Consider the following 18698-nt stretch of genomic DNA (forward strand, 5'->3'; position numbering starts at 1 on the left):
CTCAGACGCGCCTTCCGCGCAGCTCGCGGTAGCGCCGGACGAGCCGTTCGGTGGAGGCGTCCGGGAAGTCGCCCGGCGGTTCCTCCGAGGTGAGCGCGGGCGCCAGGTCGAGCGCCATCTTCTTGCCCAGCTCGACGCCCCACTGGTCGAAGGAGTCGATGCCCCAGATGGTGCCCTCGACGAACGTCATGTGCTCGTACAACGCGACGAGCTGGCCGAGCGTGGAGGGGGTGAGCTTGGTGGCCAGGATCGTGGAGGTGGGCCGGTTGCCGGGCATCACCTTGTGCGGCACGACCTCGGCGGGCGTGCCCTCGCCGGCGATCTCCTCGGCCGTCTTGCCGAACGCCAGCGCCGAGGTCTGCGCGAGCAGGTTCGCGGTGAGCAGGTCGTGCATGCCCTCCCGGTCCTCGTACGGCTCGGCGAACCCGATGAAGTCGGCGGGCACCAGCCGGGTGCCCTGGTGCAGCAGCTGGTAGAAGGCGTGCTGGCCGTTGGTGCCCGGCTCGCCCCAGAAGATCTCGCCCGTGTCGGTCGTGACGGGCGTGCCGTCGGCGCGGACGGACTTGCCGTTGGACTCCATGGTGAGCTGCTGCAGGTAGGCGGGGAAGCGGTGCAGCCGCTGGCTGTAGGGCAGGACGGCCCGGGTCTGGGCGCCGAAGAAGTCGGTGTACCAGACACCGAGCAGCCCGAGCAGCACCGGCATGTTGGCCTTGAACGGCGCGGTGCGGAAGTGCTGGTCCATGCTGTGGAACCCGGCGAGCATCTCGCGGAACCGCTCGGGCCCGATCGCGATCATCAGCGACAGGCCGATGGCGCCGTCGTAGGAGTAGCGCCCGCCGACCCAGTCCCAGAAGCCGAACATGTTCGCGGTGTCGATGCCGAAGCCGGCGACCTTCTCGGCGTTGGTCGAGACGGCCACGAAGTGCTGGGACACGGCGTCCTCGCCGAGCGCGCCGACCAGCCACTGGCGGGCGACCTTGGCGTTGGTGAGCGTCTCCAGGGTGGTGAATGTCTTGGAGCTGACCACGAACAGCGTGCTCGCCGGGTCCAGCCCGGCCAGGTTGCCGGCGATGTCGGCCGGGTCGATGTTGGACACGAACCTGGCCGCGATGCCGGCGTCGGCGTAGTCGCGCAGCGCCTCATAAGCCATGGCCGGGCCGAGGTCGGAGCCGCCGATGCCGATGTTGACCACGGTGGTGATCGGCCGGCCGGTGGCGCCCGTCCAGTCCCGCGAGCGGACCCGGTCGGCGAAGGCGCTCATCTTGTCGAGCACGGCGTGCACGTCGGCGACGACGTCCTGGCCGTCGACCTCCAGCTTGGCGTCCCGGCCCATGCGCAGTGCGGTGTGCAGGACGGCCCGGTCCTCGCTGACGTTGATGTGCTCGCCCCGGAACATCGCGTCGATCCGGTCGCGCAGCCCGGCTCGCTCCGCCAACTGGACGAGGAGGTCGATCGTCTCGTCCGTGGCGCGATGCTTGGCGTAGTCGAGGTAGAGATCACCGGCGGTCAGCGTCATCCGCTCGGCGCGGCCGGGATCCTCCGCGAACAGCTCGCGCAAATGCTTGCCCGCCAGCTCCCCGTGGTGCTTGTCCAGTGCCGCCCACTCCTGGCTCTGGGTGATGTCGCCGCCCACTCTTCCTCCTGATGCCGTCAAGCCGATCACATTAGTCCCGTACCCGGGAAGATATCGCGCGGGACTCCAGGTCAGTGGGATTCCCTGCCCACGGCGTCCCCACTCGAACCTGTGAGGAAGTCCAGGTCGACGCCCTTGTCGGCCTGCATGACGTGGTCGATGTACAGGCGCTCCCAGCCGCGCGGGGGCGCCGCGTATCCGTTCACGACCGGCTCCCTGGCGGCCAGCTCGGCGGCGGGGATGTCCACGTCGAGGCGCCTGGCCGCGACGTCGAGGACGATCGGGTCGCCGGTCCGCACCCGGGCGAGCGGCCCGCCGGCCGCCGCCTCCGGCGCGGTGTGCAGCACGACCGTGCCGTACGCGGTGCCGCTCATCCGGGCGTCGCTGATGCGGACCATGTCGCGCACGCCCTTGGCCAGCAGTTTCGCGGGCAGCGGCAGGTTGCCGACCTCGGGCATGCCCGGGTAGCCCTTGGGCCCGCAGCCGCGCAGCACCAGCACCGACGTCTCGTCGACGTCCAGGTCCGGCGAGTCGAGCCGGGCCTTGAGGTCCTCGACGCTGTCGAACACGACCGCCCGGCCGCGGTGGCTCAGCAGTTCGGGCGAGGCGGCGGCGGGCTTGATCACCGCGCCGTCCGGCGCGAGGTTGCCGCGCAGCACCGCGATCCCGGCATCGGGCAGCAGCGGGTCGGCGCGCCGGCGGATGACGGTCTCGTCCCAGATCTCCGCGCCAGCGAGGTGCGTCACGAGCGGCCGGCCGCTGACGGTCAGCGCCGCCGGGTCGAGCAGGTCCTCGACCTCCTTCAGTACGGCCGCCAGCCCGCCCGCCCTGAACAGGTCGTCCATCAGGTGCCGCCCCGCGGGCTGGAGGTCGGCCAGCAGCGGCACCCCGCGGCCGGTCCGGTCGAAGTCGTCCAGCTCCAGCTCGACGCCGAGGCGCCCGGCGATGGCCAGCAGGTGCACGACGGCGTTCGTGGAGCCGCCGATCGCGGCCAGCGTCACGATCGCGTTGAGGAACGATCCCCTGGTCATCACCTGGCTCGGCCGGCGCTCCTCCTTCACCAGCTCGACTGCGAGGCCGCCGGTCTCGTGGGCGCGTTCGAGCAGCCTGCTGTCGGGGGCGGGCGTGCCCGCCGTGCCGGGGAGCGTCATGCCGAGGGCCTCGGCCATGCAGGCCATGGTGGAGGCGGTGCCCATCGTGTTGCAGTGGCCGCGGCTGCGGATCATCGACGACTCCGAGCGCAGGAACGCCTCGCCGGAGAGCGTCCCCGCGCGTACCTCCTCGCTGAGCCGCCACACGTCGGTGCCGCAGCCGAGGGGGACGCCGCGGAAGTGGCCGGTCAGCATCGGGCCGCCGGGCACCACCACGGCGGGCAGGTCCACCGAGGCGGCGGCCATCAGCAGCGCCGGGATGGTCTTGTCGCAGCCGCCGAGCAGGACAACGCCGTCGATCGGGTTGGCGCGCAGCATCTCCTCGGTGGCCATGGCGGCCAGGTTGCGCCAGAGCATCGCGGTGGGCCGGACGTTCGTCTCGCCGAGGGAGACGACGGGCAGGTTGAGCGGGACGCCACCGGCCGCCCACACACCCTGTTTGACGCTGTCGGCCACCTCGTCGAGGTGGGAGTTGCACGGGGTGAGGTCGGAGGCGGTGTTCGCGATCGCGATGTGCGGACGGTCCCCGTCGAACGCGGCGTCCGGCAGGCCGCGGCGCATCCAGGCGCGATGGATATAGGAGTTGCGGTCATTGCCCGAGTACCAGCGCGAGCTGCGGAGCGACATGCCCTCATCCTGGCATCCCGCCATTTGACCATGAAACCGGCGGCCCGTGCAGGGGCACGGGCCGCCGGGGGCGTGATCTCACCGGCCGCCGGAGCGTGAGATCACGATCCAGGGTGGATACATCTCTAAAGGCGTTCCATCCTGTTCCATCCCGTTCCATTCACGCCGGGTGATAGCTACATCGCACCCCCGTCTGTACGGCGGCGCGCAGCCGCTCCTCGATGACCGGATCGGCCTCGCCGATGCGCACCAGGGCCCGCCTGATGGCCTTGCCCACGGCGATCCTGGCCCGCTCCTCGCTGCCCGCGAACTGGCGCGCCCGCCCGGCCAGCCCGGTGGCGGCGGCCAGCTCGTCGATCAGCCAGTCGCGCTCGGCCCGCAGCGTGGCGGCCCGCTGCAGATCGTTCATCGCCTCCAGTTCGTCGATCTCGGCCTGCAGCCCGGCCAGCCGCCGCTTGTAGGTCTGCCTGGCCTGCTCGTCCAGCACCGGCTGGGCGGACTCGGCGGCGTCGCTCGCCGCCGCGCCCGCGGCCAGGTCCACGGCCGGGATCTCGCGACCGGGGTTGGCCAGCAGGGTCGCCAGGTGGGCCATCCCGACGACGTGCTCGACGAGCACGGACCGGCCGTCCAGCTCGATCCGCCACTTGCGGCCGCGCCGTACGCAGACGACCTCCGCCGGTGGCATCGGACAGTCGGCGGGCAGCGCCATGCCCATCGACGCGGCCTCCTGCCGGGCCAGCGCCAGGATCCTGCGCGACTCCTCGGTCCCGCGCAGGGCCTGGCCGAGCCGCAGGCGGGAGAGCGCGACGGCGGGCCAGTGCCCCAGCGCGAGGTTCTCGTGCACGGCGGCCCGCAGGTGGGCGATCGCCTTGTCGGTCTCGCCGCAGGTCAGCATGGCCACGCCGAGAGGATGGTGAACCGAGCCGAGGCAGGTGACACCCAGGCTGACGACGACGGGCAGCCGCTCGAAGGGGCGGAGCACGTCGTAGATCTCGGCCGCCGTGGCGGCGTCGCCGAGCAGGTACGCCGCCTCGATCCCGCCGTACATCGAGATGAGCCAGGTACTGGAGCGCGGCAGCACCGTGAGGTCCTGACCGCGCAGCCGGGCCAGCGCGCCCGCCGCCAGCCGCCGCTCCCCCGCGGTGGCCGCGGACACCGCGAGCACCGCCAGCAACGACCTGTCCACCTCACTGAGATCCGGCGAGTTGACCATGTCCGTCACCATCGGGACGAGTTCGGCGACACGTCCCTGGAACCAGCGGATGGCCGCGATCTGACCCGCGTACCAGCCCGCGCTGTCGATGTCACCTGCGGCCGCTCCCCGATCGGCGCAGGTGCCGGCCATCGCCTCGGCCTCGGACAGCCGGCCGCCCCTGATGCTGAGCATGACCTCCATCGCGTCCACGACGAACCCGACCGCCAGGTGGTCCTCCTTGGACAGCAGCCCGCGTAGTTCCACCAGCGCCCGCTCGGCGTGCGGGTCGGCGGCCAGCACCAGGTCCACGGTCCGCCAGAGCAGGCCCATCAGCAGATCGCCGCGGCGCCCGGTCCTCTGCGCCTCCTCGATCAGCTCCTGGGCCAGCGCCAGGCGTAAGGCGCCGTGCTCGGGCCCCAGAACGCAGTGGTGGGCCAGGCTCAGCGCCTCGGCCAGCGCGACGGGGTCGCCGGCCCGCCTGGCCTCCTCGACCATGGCCAGGATCCTGTCGTACCCGCCACTGCGGTAGTCGTCCTCGCCGGCCAGCCGTACCCGCAGCCGTAACGCCAGCGAGGACTTTGGTCCGACCAGCGCCAGAGCCTGGCGCTGACGGGTGCGCACCACGGCCGCCTCGGCCGCGGTCCGATGCTCGTGCACCCACAGGCCGCCCAGCCCGAGCGCGGCCCGCGCCATTCCGTCCGTGTCACCCTGCTGTTCGGCCTCCTGATAAGCGACGTCGAACCACCGGCGGGCCGCCCGCAGGCTGCCCTCCACATACAGTGCGTGCTCTCCTGACAGCAACGACATCTCGATGCCGTCGTGTACGGCCAATCCCCGCGATCCGCCCATAGGCGTCCTCCGCACCCCGTTGTGGCAGCACGCGTTCCATGCGTACTTCCAGCGACTGCGGCCCCCCATCGCTATGACGGATGCTAACCGAATGAGGTTCAACTAGGTGACATCAAATTCAACTAAATTAGCTCAGGAGATTTTCATGGCGATCCGTACGGCGGTGCCGCCCGGTCCGGTGGTGATGGCCACGCGGTCGGCCAGGCGGCGCATCACCCATATTCCCCAGCCGCCGGGCGTCGCGGGCACGGGCGGATCGGGCTTCGCGAGATAGCGGGACGGCAGGCCGGGGCCGGAGTCGCGGACCTCGCAGAGCAGGGTCACGCCCTCGCGCCACAGGCGGAGCCGCCCACGGCCGCCTCCGTGGAGGAGCACGTTGGCCACCGCCTCGTTCACCACGATCACCAGGTCGGCGGCACGTTCACCGCGCAGGCCGTGCTCGTCCGCGAGCCTGAGCGCGGCCAGGCGCGCCCGCGCCAAGTCGCTCTCGGTGAAATCCATCGCGAACGCGTCCATCGTGCGGAGCCCCCTTGACCTCTCGGTCCGCCGGCACAACCTCACTTCTGCCACAGGAAGCGACTTCTAATCTGGTTGAGCGGCGTTTCTGGAGGAATCAGCAAAGACATGGACCGAATAGACGCTTACTGGCGCGCGGCGAACTATCTGTCGGTGGGCCAGATATATCTGCTGGACAATCCACTACTAACGACGCCATTGACCCCAGAGCACATCAAACCCCGTCTTCTGGGCCATTGGGGCACCACACCTGGACTGAACTTCTGCTTCGCCCATCTGAACCGGGTCATCCGCGAACGCGACCAGGACCTCATCTACATCGCCGGCCCAGGCCACGGCGGTCCCGCCGCGGTGGCGCACGCCTGGCTGGAGGGCACCTACTCCGAGCGCTATCCGGACGTCTCTCAGGACGCGGCCGGGATGCGGCGGCTGTTCCGGCAGTTCTCCTTCCCGGGCGGCATCCCGAGCCATGTCGCCCCGGAGACGCCCGGCTCCATCCACGAGGGCGGCGAGCTGGGCTACTCCCTCGCGCACGCCTACGGCGCCGCCTTCGACAACCCCGGCCTGGTCGTGGCCTGCGTCGTGGGCGACGGCGAGGCCGAGACCGGCCCCCTGGCCGCGAGCTGGCACTCCAACAAGCTCCTCGACCCGGCCCGCGACGGCGCGGTGCTGCCGATCCTGCACCTGAACGGCTACAAGATCGCCAACCCGACCGTGCTGGCCAGGATCCCGGAGAAGGACCTGATCGCCCTGATGGAGGGGTACGGCCACCGCCCCCACCTGGTCGGCCCCGACCACCAGGAGATGGCCGACACGCTCGACACCGTCTTCGACCAGATCACCGACTACCAGCAGGGCCGCTCCGACCGGCTCCCCATGATCATCCTGCGCACGCCGAAGGGCTGGACCGGGCCCGGCGTCGTGGACGGGCTGCCGGTGGAGGGCACCTGGCGGGCCCACCAGGTGCCGCTGGCCAACGTGCGGGAGAACCCCGAGCACCTGGCGATGCTGGAAGAGTGGATGCGCTCCTACCGTCCCGGGGAGCTGTTCGACGGCGACGGCCGCCCGGTGGCGTCGATCCTGGAGACGGTGCCGCCGGGCATCCGCAGGATGAGCGCCAACCCGCACACCAACGGCGGCGAACTGCTCGAACCGCTGCGGCTGCCCGACTTCCGCGAGTCGGCCATCGACGTCAAGTCGCCCGCCACCCAGTTCAGCGAGCCCACCCGGGTGCTCGGCAGGCTGCTGCGCGACGTGATCGTCGCCAACCCGCGTACGTTCCGCCTGATGGGGCCGGACGAGACCGCGTCCAACCGGCTGTCGGCCGTGTTCGAGGTCACCGACCGGGCCTGGAACGCCCGCCTCGAACCGACCGACGAGAACCTGGCCCCCGGCGGCCGGGTGATGGAAGTGCTGAGCGAGCACCTGTGCCAGGGCTGGCTGGAGGGCTACCTGCTGACCGGCCGGCACGGGCTGTTCAACTGCTACGAGGCGTTCATCCACATCATCGACGCCATGTTCAACCAGCACGCCAAGTGGCTGGAGTCCGCCCAGAAGATCCCCTGGCGCCTGCCGGTGGCCTCTCTGAACTACCTGCTGTCCTCGCACGTCTGGCGGCAGGACCACAACGGCTTCTCCCACCAGGACCCCGGCTTCCTGGACGTCGTGGTCAACAAGAAGGCGTCCGTGGTGCGCGTCTACCTGCCGCCGGACGCCAACACGCTGCTGTCGGTCGGCGACCACTGCCTGCGCTCGCGCGACTACATCAACGTCATCGTGGCCGGAAAACAGCCGGTGCTCGACCTGTTCACCATGGACCAGGCCGTCGCCCACTGCACCCGCGGCCTCGGTATCCTGCCCTGGGCCTCCAACGACCAGGGCGACGACCCCGACGTGGTGCTCGCCTGCGCCGGCGACGTCCCCACCCTGGAGACCCTGGCCGCCGCCGCCCTGCTCCACGAGCACCTGCCCGAGCTACGCGTACGCGTCATCAACGTCGTCGACCTGATGCGCCTGCAACCGCCGTCAGAACACCCGCACGGCCTGCCTGACGCCGAATACGACGCCCTGTTCACCACCGACAAACCGGTCATCTTCAACTTCCACGGCTACCCCTCCCTCATCCACCGGCTCACCTACCGCCGCAACGGCCACGCCAACCTGCACGTCCGCGGCTACAAGGAGGAAGGCACCACCACCACGCCCTTCGACATGGCCATGCTCAACGACATCGACCGCTTCCACCTGGTCATGGACGTCATCGACCGGGTGCCGGGGCTCGGCAGCAGCGCGGCTCACCTCCGCCAGTCGATGACGGACACGCGCCTGCGCGCCCGTGCCCACACCCGTGAGCACGGCGAGGACGCGCCCGACATCCGGGAGTGGACATGGCCGGACAGATTCTCGTCCTGAACACCGGCTCCTCCTCCATCAAGTACGAGCTGGTGGACGTGGAGTCGCGGGCCCGCCCGGCCAGGGGGCTGGTGGAGCGGATCGGCGAGGAGGAGGGGCGGCTGACGCATCACGCCGGGGACGGCCCGCCGTACGAGCGGAAGGAGCGGTTCGGCGATCACGCGCAGGGGCTGGCCGCCATGCTGGCGGCCTTCGCCGACGCGGGGCCCGCGCTCGATCCGGTGGCGGTGGGGCATCGGGTGGTGCACGGAGGGACCCGTTTCCGGGAGGCGGTCCTGGTGGACGACGGCGTGATCAGCGCCATCGGCGACCTGTCGCCGCTCGCGCCGCTGCACAATCCGGTGAACCTCACCGGCATCCGGGTGGCCCGCGAGGCCTTTCCCGGGGTGCCGCAGGTGGCCGTGTTCGACACCGCCTTCCACCGGACGCTGCCGCCCGAGGCGTACACCTACGCCGTCCCGCTCGACTGGCGTGACCGGCTCGGCGTGCGGCGGTACGGCTTCCACGGCACCTCCTGCGCCTACGTGTCGGCGCGGGCGGCGGCGCTGCTGGAGCGCGATCCGGCGCGGACGAACCTGATCGTGCTGCACCTCGGCAACGGCGCGAGCGCCACCGCGATCGAGGGCGGCCGCAGCGTCGACACCTCCATGGGGCTGACGCCGCTGGAGGGGCTGGTCATGGGCACCCGGTCCGGCGACGTGGACCCCGCGCTGCCCGGCTACCTGGCCCGCGCGGGCGGCATGGACGTCGCGCGGACGGAGGAGGACCTGTCGCGCCGCAGCGGCCTGCTCGCGCTCGCCGGCACCGGCGACATGCGAGAGGCCCGGCACCGCGCCGGCGAGGGCGACGAGCGGGCGCGGCTCGCGCTGGACATCTACGGCCGCCGGATCAGGAAGTACATCGGGGCCTACTACGCGCTGCTCGGCCGGGTGGACGCGATCGTGTTCACGGGCGGCGTCGGCGAGCACGACCCGGCCACCCGCGCCTCGGCGCTGGCCGGGCTGCATCGCCTCGGCATCACCCTGGACCCCACGCGCAACGAAGCCGCCGAGACGGGCGAGCGGTGGGTGTCCACGCCGGAGTCGGAGGTGGCGGTGCTGGTCGTGCCCACGGACGAGGAATGGGAGATCGCCCGCGAGGCGCTCGCACTGATCCGTCTGTGATCTGTTCCGCCGCCGGAGGACGGCCGGACGCTCTTGACGGTGGGCTCGAACGACTCGGCGCTCTCCTGCGTGGACCAGCCGAGCAGATCGCATAGGATCGGCAGCGCCCGCTGCCGCGGCGGCAGATGCTGGATCGCCCCTATGACGGCCAGCTCGATTGTCTCGCACTCGATGACCTGTTCCGCCGCATCCAGCAGCTGATCGGGCACGGCTGCACCGTCGAGGTGGGCGGGAAATCCCGGCCCGCTCGCCGAAGTCCTGGAGCCCCAAACCCGTCATGTCCCGCGGAACGTATCTCCTGACCTCGGCGAGTCGCGGAGGTAGGGCCAGCCCTACCTCCAAGACGGGTGACAGCAGGACTTCGCGATCTCGGTTATCCCGAAATGCTAATAGTGAACGATCAGCAATCGAGTCTGGAGCATCGGAGAATCTGTGACTGACGTGAGCACTACTCGCGCCGCCACGGCCTCGGAAGAGAGGGGGAGCGACTTCGCCCGCCTGTCACGCCGGGTCGCCCAGGCGGGCCTCATGGAACGACGACCCGTCTACTACGCCGCGCGGATCAGCGTGGTGACAGGCCTCTTCGCGGCGGGCTGGGTGGCGTTCGCCCTGGTAGGCGACTCCTGGTGGCAGCTTCTGGTCGCGGTGTTCCTCGCGGCGACGTTCGGCCAGGTGGCCCTGCTGGCGCACGACCTGGCCCACGGGCAGGTGTTCCCGTCCCGGCGCCACAGCGCGATCGCGGGCCTGCTGGTCGGCAACCTCGGCATCGGGCTCAGCTACGGGTGGTGGCAGGACAAGCACACCCGCCATCACACCAACCCCAACCACGAAGACCACGACCCCGATGTCGCGCCCGACATCCTGCTCTGGTCGGAGAAGCAGGCCGAGGCCAGCCGGGGACTGCCGAGGCTCGTCGGCCGCTACCAGGCGTTCCTGTTCTTCCCGTTGCTGACCCTGGAGGGCCTCAACCTGCACATCTCCAGCGTCCGGGGACTGCGCCGCGAGGGACTCAAGAACCGGACGGCCGAAGGGTTGCTGCTGCTCGCGCACTTCGTCGTCTACCTGGGTGGCGTGTTCGCGGTCCTGCCTTTCGGGAAGGCGCTGCTGTTCCTGGTCGTGCACCAGGCTTGTTTCGGCGTTTACCTGGGGTGCACGTTCGCCCCCAACCACAAGGGCATGCCGGTGCTCACCGCCGAGGACGAGCTGGACTTCCTCCGCCGTCAGGTGATCACCTCCCGCAACGTACGCGGGGGCCGGGTGGTCAACACGGCGCTGGGCGGGCTCAACTACCAGATCGAGCACCACCTGTTCCCCGGCATGCCGACCCCCAACCTGCGCAAGGCGCAACCGCTGGTGCGGGAGCACTGCGAGTCGCTGGGGGTGGCCTACGTCGAGTGCGGCCTGCTGGCCTCCTGGGGGCAGGCGATGCGGCACCTCCACGAGGTCGGCGCGTCTCTACGGACTCGCCCCTAAAGAAGGCGCGGGCCGGACGCCGCCACCTCTCGCAGCGCCCGGCCCGTACGGACGCCGCCCGGCGCCCGAGCGCCGGGCGGGCTCACCGTGCGTCCGGCTCTCAAGGCCCGTCGCCGTAGCGCCGGAGCTCGTGGAAGAAGCCGTCCACGAAGAGCGCCGTGCCGTCGTGTACGGCGCGCTCGTACACGTACGCGGCGGTCAGACGACCAGGAGTGCCTTGCTGGGGTCCATGCGGGCCGCGCGGAGCGCGGGCAGCAGCCCGGCGGCGGCGCCGATGAGGACGGTGACCCCCAGCCCGCCGCTCCAGGCGAGCGCCGGGATGACGACGGCCCAGTCCTGCGTCGTCGCGTACACGGCGGTGGCGATCACCCCCGCACCGATGCCGACCACCCCGCCGATCAGCGAGAGGAAGACCGACTCGGACAGGAACTGGGCGCGGATGCTGCCCTTGGTGGCGCCCAGCGCCCGGCGCAGCCCGATCTCGCTCCGCCGTTCGAGCACCGAGATGACCATGATGTTGGCCACCCCGACGGCGCCGACGAGCAGAGCGACCGCGCCGAGACCCAGGAACAGGACGTTGAACGCGGACTCGGCCGCGGCCTGGGCGACGAGGGCAGCCGACGGCTGGCTGACCGAGACCTCGTTCGGAGCCTGCGGGTTGGCGGTGCCGGCGAGCTTGCTCCACACCGAGGTGACCTGGATGGTCTCGGCCCGGAGATAGACGGTGGAAGGATGGCCGTCGAAGCCGAAATACTGCTGCGCCACCGGGTAGCCGACGAACACCGAGGCGTCGATGCTCGGGGTGAGCACGGCGGAGTTGAGGACCCCGGCCACGTAGAACCACTGACCGCCGGATCCGGTCTGGTTGAGCCAGATCCGTTCGGTCGGCCAGATGCGATCGATGCCCAGATACCGCGCGGCGGCGGCGCCGAGCACCACGACCGGCTGGGACTCCGTGGCGGCGTTGAGGAAGCGGCCCCGCGCGAGGGTGACGCCCAGGGTGGCCGGCATGTCGAGGCTCGCCGCGTTCACCGACAGGCCGTTGGTGTCGACGGAGGGGATGTCGGGGTGACGGTAGACGTTGACGTCCTTCACCTGGCCGATGTGCCCGACGGACTCGACGTGCGCCATCCGCCTGATCATCCCGGGCGCCGTCGTGGGCAGTTCGGCGTCGTGATCCTGACCGCCCTCGCGACCTCGCTGATGGCGCCGCACATGCTGCGGTACGCCGTCCGGCACAGCGCCGTCACCGCCCGGGAGAAGGAGCGGAAGCGCCTCATCGTGGCCGGATGACCGGCCGCCGGTAAGGTTGGCGCGGGCGGGCGGCAGAGGCGGTCGGGTGATGCGGGTCGGGGTGGCCAGGGAGGTCGCGCGGCGGTGGGTGGCCGAGGTCGGGGCCGGGCTGCCGGGGTTCGGTGGGGCCTTTCTGACCGGCTCGGTGTTGTGGTCGCCGGAGGACGCGGTTCTGGCCGCCAGCTCCGATGTGGACGTGATGGTGGTGCTGGACGTCGCGGAGCCGCCGGTCAAGCCCGGCAAGATGCGATATAGCGGCGTGTTGTTGGAAATTTCGTTCATGTCGGCCGAGCGGGTGGCGTCGGCGGACGGTGTCCTGGGCGACTACCACCTGGCGGGCAGCTTCCACCTGCCCGGGGTGCTGGCCGATCCGAGCGGGCGGCTGGCCGCTCTGCATGAGGTGGTGGCCCGCGAGTTCGCCGACCGGCGGCGGGTGCTCCAGCGGTGTGGCGCCGCGATGGACGGCGTGCGTCGCGCGATCGCCGCCATGGACGAGGCGGCGCCGCCGGCCGACCAGGTGATGTCATGGCTGTTCGGCACGGGGATCACGACCCATGTGCTGCTCGTCGCCGGGCTGCGGAACCCCACGGTGCGCCGACGGTATGAGGCCGTACGGGAGCTGCTGGCCGTACGAGGGATGCTTGATCACCACGAGGCGCTGCTGGAGCTGCTCGGATGCGCGGGGATGGGGGCGGCGCGCGTGGAGCGGCACCTGGGGGTGCTGGAGAAGGTGTTCGACGCGGCCAAGGACGTCCGGGTGCCGTCGTACCCGTTCTCGTCGGACATCAGCCAGGCGGCCCGGCCGCTGTCGATCGACGGCAGCCGGGAGCTCATCGCGCGCGGGTCGCCTCGGGAGGCGGTCTTCTGGCTGGTGGCGACGTACGCGCGGTGCCTGAAGAAGCTGTCACTGGCGGGGGTGTCCGGTGAGCCGTACGAGGAGGGGTTCCGGGAGTTGCTCGCGGATCTCGGCGCCGAGACGTTCGCGGACCGGCGGCGGCGCGGGCAGCGCGTACTGGACGCCCTGCCCGGCCTGTGGCACACCGCCGAGACCCTCGCACCCGCCTGAACCTCACCAGCCGAAGCGTGCGACCGCCTGCCACCGGCTCGGTCGCCCGCATGGTGGTGCGCGCGTCAGAGGCCGTACTCCTCCAGGAGGCGCAGCCAGATCTCACTGACCGTGGGGAAGGACGGGACCGCGTGCCAGAGCCGGTCGAGTGGCACCTCGGCGGTGACCGCGATCGTCGCCGCGTGCAGCAGCTCCGCCGCGCCGGGGCCGGCCAGCGTGACGCCCAGCAGCACCCGCCGCTCCTCGTCCACGACCGCCTTGGCCCGGCCGCGGTAGCCGTCACCCAGGAGGTAGGCCCCCGAGACCTTGCCCAGGTCGTATTCGACCACCCGCACCGGGAACCCGGCCTCGCGGGCGGCGGCCTCGGTGCGGCCGACCGCGCAGATCTGCGGGTCCGTGAACACCACCTGCGGCGCCCCGTACCCGTCCGCTATGTCGCGCATCGCGGGGCGAGTGTCGTCGCCGCCCTTGGCGCGCGCCGCGATGACGTCGCCGCAGGCCCGCGCCTGGTACTTGCCCATGTGCGTGAGCAGCGCGCGGCCGTTGACGTCGCCGACCGCGTACAGCCAGCCGCCCTCGACGGCCGTCGCCCGCATGCTGTCGTCGACCTCGACGGAGCGGCCGCCCGGCAGGCCGACGGTGTCGAGCCCGAGGCCGGCGGTGGCGGGCACCCGGCCGGTGGCCACCAGCAGTTCGTCGGCCTCCAGCGGCGGGCCCTCGGACAGGTGCACGGTGACCTTGCCGCCGGGCTCCGGCCGCTCGACGCGTACGACGCCCGTGTGGGTCCGCACGTCGATCCCCGCGCCGGCGAACGACTCGGCCAGCAGCTCACCGGCGAACGGCTCCAGCTTGGAGAGCAGCGACCCGCCGCGTATCACGACCGTGGTCTGCCGCGCGCCGAGCCCGTGCATGGCCTGCGCCATCTCACAGGCGACGACTCCGCCACCGAGCACGACCAGCCGCTCCGGCACCGCCTTGGTGGCCGTGACCTCGTGGCTGGTCCAGGGCTTCGCCTCGGCCAGCCCCGGAATCGGGGGGATCATGGCGGTGCTGCCGGTGGCCAGCACGACGGCGTGCCGCGCGGTCAGCACGCGTTCTGGGCCGCCGTCTCGCATGGTCACCCGCACCCGCTTGACACCGTCGAGCCGCCCCCTGCCCCGTACGAACTCGATGGGCACGCCCTCGATCCACCCGACCTGCCCCGAGTCGTCGAAATGCGACACCGCCTCGTCGCGCCGGGCGAGCACCTCGCTCACCTCGATCGGGCCGAGCGACAGGCCCGGCACCCGGCTCACCTCGGCCGCCAGATCCACCGGGCGCAGCAGGGCCTTGCTCGGGATGCAGGCCCAGTAGGAGCATTCGCCGCCGGCCAGGCGGTCCTCCACGATGGCGGCGGTCAGGCCGCCGCGCACGGCTCTGGCAGCGGCGTTCTCGCCGGCAGGACCGGCGCCGATCACTATGACGTCGAACTCGTCGGTCATGCCTACCTCTCCCATAACGCCCGCCACGCTGTCGCGGCTCTTCCCAGCAGTCTCCCACCGGTGCCCTTCGAACGTCGCTGAGGGAGGTTGGCCCGGCTCAGTTCTGCTCGGGTACCGCTCCGGGCTGCCGGTCATGTATCGCTCCGGGCGGCCAGTTCTGCTCGGACGCCGTACCGGGCGGGTTGGCGATGACGAGCATCTCGCTGCCGCCGAAGTCGCCGACCACCCGGAACCCGGTCTGTACGAGGATCGTGCGCAGGGCGAGTTGTACGGCGGTACGGATGGTCTCGTACTTCACCGTGTCGGCTTTGGCGAGATCGGGAGAGGCCTCCCACGAGACGACCACACCGCGACCGGGCTCGTGCCGGAGGCTGAGACCGCCGTCACCCGGCGTCCCGGACGGCCCGTTCGATCCGGACGGCTTCGGTGGCTCGACGGTGAATCCCGCGTTCGTTAACTCTTGCCGGATGAGATGTTCCAGGTTCGCTGGGTCGTACCGTGCGGGGTTCACCTCGTCCTGCTGCCCTCACACCGCCCTCTCATGCGGACTCCCAGCTCGGGGTCACGGACGTAGTCCGGCCAGGGTGACGGCGACCAGGCGGCCCATCGCGTCGTGACCGGGGGCGGCGCCGGCCGCCGTGAGGGCGTGCAGGCAGTAGTCGGCCAGTTCATCGGCCGGTACGTCGTCGCGCACGTCACCCGCCTGAGCGGCCTCGGTGAGCAGGTCTTGGATGAAGTCGCGTAGCCGTCGCCGCGCCCGGTCGACGTGTTCGTCGCGGTGCAGCAGTGTGGCGAGTTCGCCGCCGTGGTGGGCCGCCGCTGAGTGGTGCTGGATCCGCGCGTAGGTCCGCAGGACGGCTCGCAGGCGTACGAGGGCCGGGTCGGCGGGGTCGGCGGCGGCGGCGAGCTGGTCGAGGTGCGTGGTGATCTGACGTTCGTGCCAGGCGGTGAGGACGGCGTGGGCGTCGGGGAAGTACTTGTACAGCGTCGCCCGGCCGATACCGGCCCGCTCGGCGATCTGCGACATCGTCAACGCGACCAGCCCGTGCTCCGCCACCAGCTTGGCCATGGCGTCCAAGGCCGCGTCCCGCACCGCGGCGCGATGCTTGTCGATCGTCTCGTTCCACAACTTGGGCACGCCGTCGATCGTACATCCCGTTAATGTCCGATACATAGTGACATTGACAGAGACAGGATGTATCGATAAATCTGATGTCGGCAGAACGCCACCCCGGCGACCAGAAGGAATCAGATGCCGACCCTGAAAGCCCAGATCGAGACCGAGCGTGCCGGCCGGTATCTCGTCCAGTTCTGCAAGCACGCCGCCGCCATGGGCCGTGGCGGCGGCCACACGCCGCGCATGCACCTGCGCGGCATGATGGACCGCCGCGAGTTGCAGGTAACCGCCGAATGGTCCGACACCGACGGGACCGTCACCTTCACCCCGTGGGGCCGGTGCACGCTCGCCGCCGAGGCCGGCGCCCTTACGCTGCTCGTCGAGGCGGCCGACGAAGACGGCCTACGTCAGATCCAGGACATCGTCAGCCGGGACTTCGAGCGCTTCAGCCGCCGCGACCCGCTGACCGTGACCTGGCATCGGCCCGAGACCTCCGACGCCGCTCCGGAGATCGGCGCGCCGACACCCACACGCCGGCGAGGCCCGCTGCGCGCCAACCTCCAGGCGATCCTGCTCGCGGCGGCCGTGGTCGTGATCATCGGCCTGCATGTCGGGCTGGCCGGCACCGTCGTGGCGAACTCGGCGTGGACCGGCATGGCCGCCAACGTCGTCGTGGCGCTCGTCGTACTGAAGGTCGCGTTCATCGCCCTGGCCCGCTTCGGCCTCCGGCGCCGCAAGGCCGCCAAGACGCGCGACGGCAACTGAAGGGAGGCCACGTCACGCGGTCACCATCGGGGCGGTCAGCCTGCGGAGCGCGGTGGCCGGTGATCACCTCAGTGTGGACACGCCCCACAGTTCGGCGATGCGTCCGTCTCGCACCCGGAAGATCTCCAACATCGTCGGGGGACCCTGCGCGACGGCGTCGGCCGGGATCCCGCGCAGGGTCGTGCGGACGGCGACCTTGTCCCCGTCGATGAGCATGTCCTCGACGACCACCTGGACGTCGGGGAACCTCTCGTGGAACCGTGTCCACGCTCGGGTGACGCTTCCGGCGCCGGTGGTGCCCAGCGGATGGCTGATGAAATCCGCCGAGAAGATCTCCTCGGCGGCCCCGAAGTCCTGGGTGTTGAACGCCTCGTACATGCGCCGCCCAACGGCTCTTACGTCGTCGATCATGTGCTCTTTCCTGTCTCAGAGCGGGCTGTCGGCCCGCCGGCCGGGTCGATGCCGGCCATGGTGGCGCGCAGGCGCTCCAGGGCACTCAGGACGATCTCCCGCTCGTGCGCGGAGATGCCGTCGAGCAGCCGCACCTGGTAGTCCTGATGAGAACGCTCGAGGTCGGCGGCCGCTCGTTCGCCGGCGGATGTCAGGCTGGCCAGGGTGTAACGGTTGTCCGCCGGATCGATGCGCCGGCCGACCATCCCCTCGGCCTCGAACTCCTTGATCAGCCGGGTGACACTCGCCCCGTCGAGAGACAGAGCCTGACGCAGATCGCTGTGACTGGTCTCCCCGTTCCTCCACAGCCGCATCAGCAGCTGGAGCCTGGACGAACTCATCCCCACATGCCGCGCGAACGCCTGGCGCATCTCGGCGCAGGCACCGCCCAACTCACGGAAGAACCGATCCTCAGAAGTCTCCACGCCTGATCTTTCTGCCGTCGGAGCGATAACTCCTACTCTTTCTACCAACAACTCTTGATGCCATCAAGAGTATGCGCCGTCAAGAATTCCGACACTCAGGAGGCCACCGACACGGCATGGCGCACCGACGCGGGATCCGCGGCCAGCGCGAGCAGGCAGTGGGCCACATCGGCGCGGGTCGTACTGAGGCCGCCCCTGAGGTTGATGTCCCACGCCGTGCGGTAACGGCCCCGTCGCCCGCAGCCGCCGCTCGGCTTCGCGCAGGTCGGCGTAGGAGTGCCTGAAGAGCCGCTGCACGATGAGCGGCTTGACCACATACCGGACGAACATCCCGTCGCCGGATTCTCAGAGCGGCGAGACCCAGATCGGGACGGGAGTTCGTGGCGGCGGGAGACCGCGACAAGGCGAGGCACCGAGGGTGGGCACAGCCTCCTACGCGCGGACGTCGAAGCCCAGTGCGGTGGCCACCACGGTCGCCTGGAAGGAGTCGATGATCGCCTTCTTCAGCGTGACCGTCGACGGATCCAGGTCGGACAGGTCGCTGCCCCGCAGGTCGCAGCCCGTGAGGTCGGCGCCGTTGAGCCACGCCCCCGAAAGGTCGCACCGTAACACCTCGGCCTTCTCCAGCCGGGCGCCCGTCAGGTCGGCCTCGCGGAGGCGTACCCCGTGAAAAGCGCTGCCCCGCAGGTCGGCGCCGGGCAGGCCGGTGAACGACCAGTCGCCGCCCTCGACCTTCAGCAGCCCGTAGGAGCAGCCGTCGAACATGCTGCCCGTCAGCTTGCACGCCTTGAACGTCGCGTCGAAGAACGAGCAGCGCGAGAACGTGCAGTTGAGGAACATCGCGTCCTCGTGCACGGACACGTTGAAACGGACGTTGCTGAACGTGCACTCCTCGAAGACGGAGCCGCTGTTCGTCAACTCCGTCATGTCCACATCGACGAACAGGACCTGATGGTAGGTCTCCTGCGCCAGGTCGCGGCCGTCCCAGTCGGCCGATCGGATCGCCGTGCCGGTCGGGGACGCGGGACGGCCGCGTTTGCGGTCGGCCATCATCCGGCGACCCCCGTTCGCTCGTTGACGAC

General features: G+C 70.7%; 17 protein-coding genes. 6 read left to right on the forward strand and 11 right to left on the reverse strand.

The annotated features are described in order from the left end of the window. Position 1 precedes the first annotated feature (1 nt). From pgi to AB0F17_RS02705, 4 genes are all read right to left on the reverse strand, one after another. The gene (gene pgi, locus AB0F17_RS02690) at positions 2–1633 is read right to left on the reverse strand and encodes a glucose-6-phosphate isomerase (RefSeq protein ID WP_358015053.1); all 1632 of its coding nucleotides are present in this window, start codon (positions 1631–1633) and stop codon (positions 2–4) included. Between the two features lie 71 nt (positions 1634–1704). After that, positions 1705–3411, reverse strand: coding sequence for an IlvD/Edd family dehydratase (locus AB0F17_RS02695; RefSeq protein WP_358015056.1), 1707 nt, complete (start codon positions 3409–3411; stop codon positions 1705–1707). 160 nt (positions 3412–3571) lie between these two features. Continuing rightward, positions 3572–5455: a hypothetical protein gene (locus AB0F17_RS02700; RefSeq protein ID WP_358015059.1), complete on the reverse strand. Its 1884-nt coding sequence runs from the start codon at positions 5453–5455 to the stop codon at positions 3572–3574. A 132-nt stretch (positions 5456–5587) separates the two neighbouring features. Beyond that, positions 5588–5971 (reverse strand): ATP-binding protein, encoded by a 384-nt coding sequence (locus AB0F17_RS02705; RefSeq protein ID WP_358015062.1) that lies wholly within the window; start codon positions 5969–5971, stop codon positions 5588–5590. Positions 5972–6079: 108 nt separating this feature from the next. Between AB0F17_RS02705 and AB0F17_RS02710 the strand changes: the two genes are divergently transcribed. The 3 genes from AB0F17_RS02710 (at position 6080) to AB0F17_RS02720 (ending at position 11019) form a co-directional block, all read left to right on the forward strand. Next, positions 6080–8383, forward strand: coding sequence for a phosphoketolase family protein (locus AB0F17_RS02710; protein ID WP_358015065.1), 2304 nt, complete (start codon positions 6080–6082; stop codon positions 8381–8383). Further along, positions 8359–9546: an acetate kinase gene (locus AB0F17_RS02715; protein WP_358015068.1), complete on the forward strand. Its 1188-nt coding sequence runs from the start codon at positions 8359–8361 to the stop codon at positions 9544–9546. Before AB0F17_RS02710 ends, AB0F17_RS02715 begins: the two co-directional genes overlap by 25 nt. Positions 9547–10074: 528 nt before the next feature. Beyond that, complete coding sequence (locus AB0F17_RS02720) at positions 10075–11019, forward strand: acyl-CoA desaturase (RefSeq protein WP_358015665.1); 945 nt, start codon at positions 10075–10077, stop codon at positions 11017–11019. Positions 11020–11217: 198 nt separating this feature from the next. Here the strand turns inward: AB0F17_RS02720 and AB0F17_RS02725 are convergent, their stop codons facing one another. Continuing rightward, on the reverse strand, positions 11218–12150 hold the full coding sequence (locus tag AB0F17_RS02725; protein ID WP_358015070.1) for an ABC transporter permease: 933 nt from the start codon (positions 12148–12150) through the stop codon (positions 11218–11220). On the opposite strand from AB0F17_RS02725, the gene AB0F17_RS02730 reads away from it, so the two are divergent. Together AB0F17_RS02730 and AB0F17_RS02735 are read left to right on the forward strand one after the other, a co-directional pair. Continuing rightward, positions 12142–12312, forward strand: a complete 171-nt coding sequence (locus tag AB0F17_RS02730) for a hypothetical protein (RefSeq protein WP_358015073.1) — start codon at positions 12142–12144, stop codon at positions 12310–12312. The two genes, AB0F17_RS02725 and AB0F17_RS02730, sit on opposite strands and share 9 nt — an antisense overlap. A gap of 49 nt (positions 12313–12361) precedes the next feature. After that, the gene (locus AB0F17_RS02735; RefSeq protein WP_358015076.1) at positions 12362–13378 is read left to right on the forward strand and encodes a hypothetical protein; all 1017 of its coding nucleotides are present in this window, start codon (positions 12362–12364) and stop codon (positions 13376–13378) included. A 65-nt stretch (positions 13379–13443) separates the two neighbouring features. On the opposite strand, the gene AB0F17_RS02740 is transcribed toward AB0F17_RS02735, so the two are convergent. From AB0F17_RS02740 to AB0F17_RS02750, 3 genes are all read right to left on the reverse strand, one after another. Beyond that, positions 13444–14859, reverse strand: coding sequence for an NAD(P)/FAD-dependent oxidoreductase (locus AB0F17_RS02740; RefSeq protein WP_358015079.1), 1416 nt, complete (start codon positions 14857–14859; stop codon positions 13444–13446). A 97-nt stretch (positions 14860–14956) separates the two neighbouring features. Further along, complete coding sequence (locus tag AB0F17_RS02745) at positions 14957–15370, reverse strand: hypothetical protein (RefSeq protein WP_358015082.1); 414 nt, start codon at positions 15368–15370, stop codon at positions 14957–14959. A 51-nt stretch (positions 15371–15421) separates the two neighbouring features. After that, the gene (locus AB0F17_RS02750) at positions 15422–15997 is read right to left on the reverse strand and encodes a TetR/AcrR family transcriptional regulator (RefSeq protein WP_358015085.1); all 576 of its coding nucleotides are present in this window, start codon (positions 15995–15997) and stop codon (positions 15422–15424) included. Positions 15998–16111: 114 nt separating this feature from the next. Between AB0F17_RS02750 and AB0F17_RS02755 the strand changes: the two genes are divergently transcribed. Beyond that, on the forward strand, positions 16112–16741 hold the full coding sequence (locus AB0F17_RS02755) for a DUF2218 domain-containing protein (RefSeq protein ID WP_358015088.1): 630 nt from the start codon (positions 16112–16114) through the stop codon (positions 16739–16741). A 63-nt stretch (positions 16742–16804) separates the two neighbouring features. Here AB0F17_RS02755 and AB0F17_RS02760 read toward each other — a convergent pair whose 3' ends face one another. From AB0F17_RS02760 to AB0F17_RS02770, 3 genes are all read right to left on the reverse strand, one after another. Continuing rightward, positions 16805–17152, reverse strand: a complete 348-nt coding sequence (locus tag AB0F17_RS02760; RefSeq protein WP_358015091.1) for a nuclear transport factor 2 family protein — start codon at positions 17150–17152, stop codon at positions 16805–16807. Continuing rightward, on the reverse strand, positions 17149–17616 hold the full coding sequence (locus tag AB0F17_RS02765; protein WP_358015095.1) for a MarR family winged helix-turn-helix transcriptional regulator: 468 nt from the start codon (positions 17614–17616) through the stop codon (positions 17149–17151). Before AB0F17_RS02765 ends, AB0F17_RS02760 begins: the two co-directional genes overlap by 4 nt. Positions 17617–18048: 432 nt before the next feature. Then, complete coding sequence (locus tag AB0F17_RS02770; protein WP_358015098.1) at positions 18049–18669, reverse strand: pentapeptide repeat-containing protein; 621 nt, start codon at positions 18667–18669, stop codon at positions 18049–18051. Positions 18670–18698 lie beyond the last annotated feature (29 nt).

The sequence above is a fragment of the Nonomuraea sp. NPDC026600 genome, assembly GCF_040638335.1.
GTDB lineage: Bacteria > Actinomycetota > Actinomycetes > Streptosporangiales > Streptosporangiaceae > Nonomuraea.

Bases quoted from the DNA above. Each gene is read 5' to 3' on its own strand.
- AB0F17_RS02700 (WP_358015059.1), bottom strand. From the start codon at position 5,455: ATGGGCGGATCGCGGGGATTGGCCGTACACGACGGCATCGAGATGTCG.
- AB0F17_RS02705 (WP_358015062.1), bottom strand. From the start codon at position 5,971: ATGGACGCGTTCGCGATGGATTTCACCGAGAGCGACTTGGCGCGGGCG.
- AB0F17_RS02720 (WP_358015665.1), top strand. From the start codon at position 10,075: ATGGAACGACGACCCGTCTACTACGCCGCGCGGATCAGCGTGGTGACA.
- AB0F17_RS02755 (WP_358015088.1), top strand. From the start codon at position 16,112: ATGCCGACCCTGAAAGCCCAGATCGAGACCGAGCGTGCCGGCCGGTAT.
- AB0F17_RS02760 (WP_358015091.1), bottom strand. From the start codon at position 17,152: ATGATCGACGACGTAAGAGCCGTTGGGCGGCGCATGTACGAGGCGTTC.
- AB0F17_RS02735 (WP_358015076.1), top strand. From the start codon at position 12,362: ATGCGGGTCGGGGTGGCCAGGGAGGTCGCGCGGCGGTGGGTGGCCGAG.
- AB0F17_RS02770 (WP_358015098.1), bottom strand. From the start codon at position 18,669: ATGATGGCCGACCGCAAACGCGGCCGTCCCGCGTCCCCGACCGGCACG.
- AB0F17_RS02740 (WP_358015079.1), bottom strand. From the start codon at position 14,859: ATGACCGACGAGTTCGACGTCATAGTGATCGGCGCCGGTCCTGCCGGC.
- AB0F17_RS02715 (WP_358015068.1), top strand. From the start codon at position 8,359: ATGGCCGGACAGATTCTCGTCCTGAACACCGGCTCCTCCTCCATCAAG.
- AB0F17_RS02725 (WP_358015070.1), bottom strand. From the start codon at position 12,150: ATGGCGCACGTCGAGTCCGTCGGGCACATCGGCCAGGTGAAGGACGTC.
- AB0F17_RS02695 (WP_358015056.1), bottom strand. From the start codon at position 3,411: ATGTCGCTCCGCAGCTCGCGCTGGTACTCGGGCAATGACCGCAACTCC.
- AB0F17_RS02710 (WP_358015065.1), top strand. From the start codon at position 6,080: ATGGACCGAATAGACGCTTACTGGCGCGCGGCGAACTATCTGTCGGTG.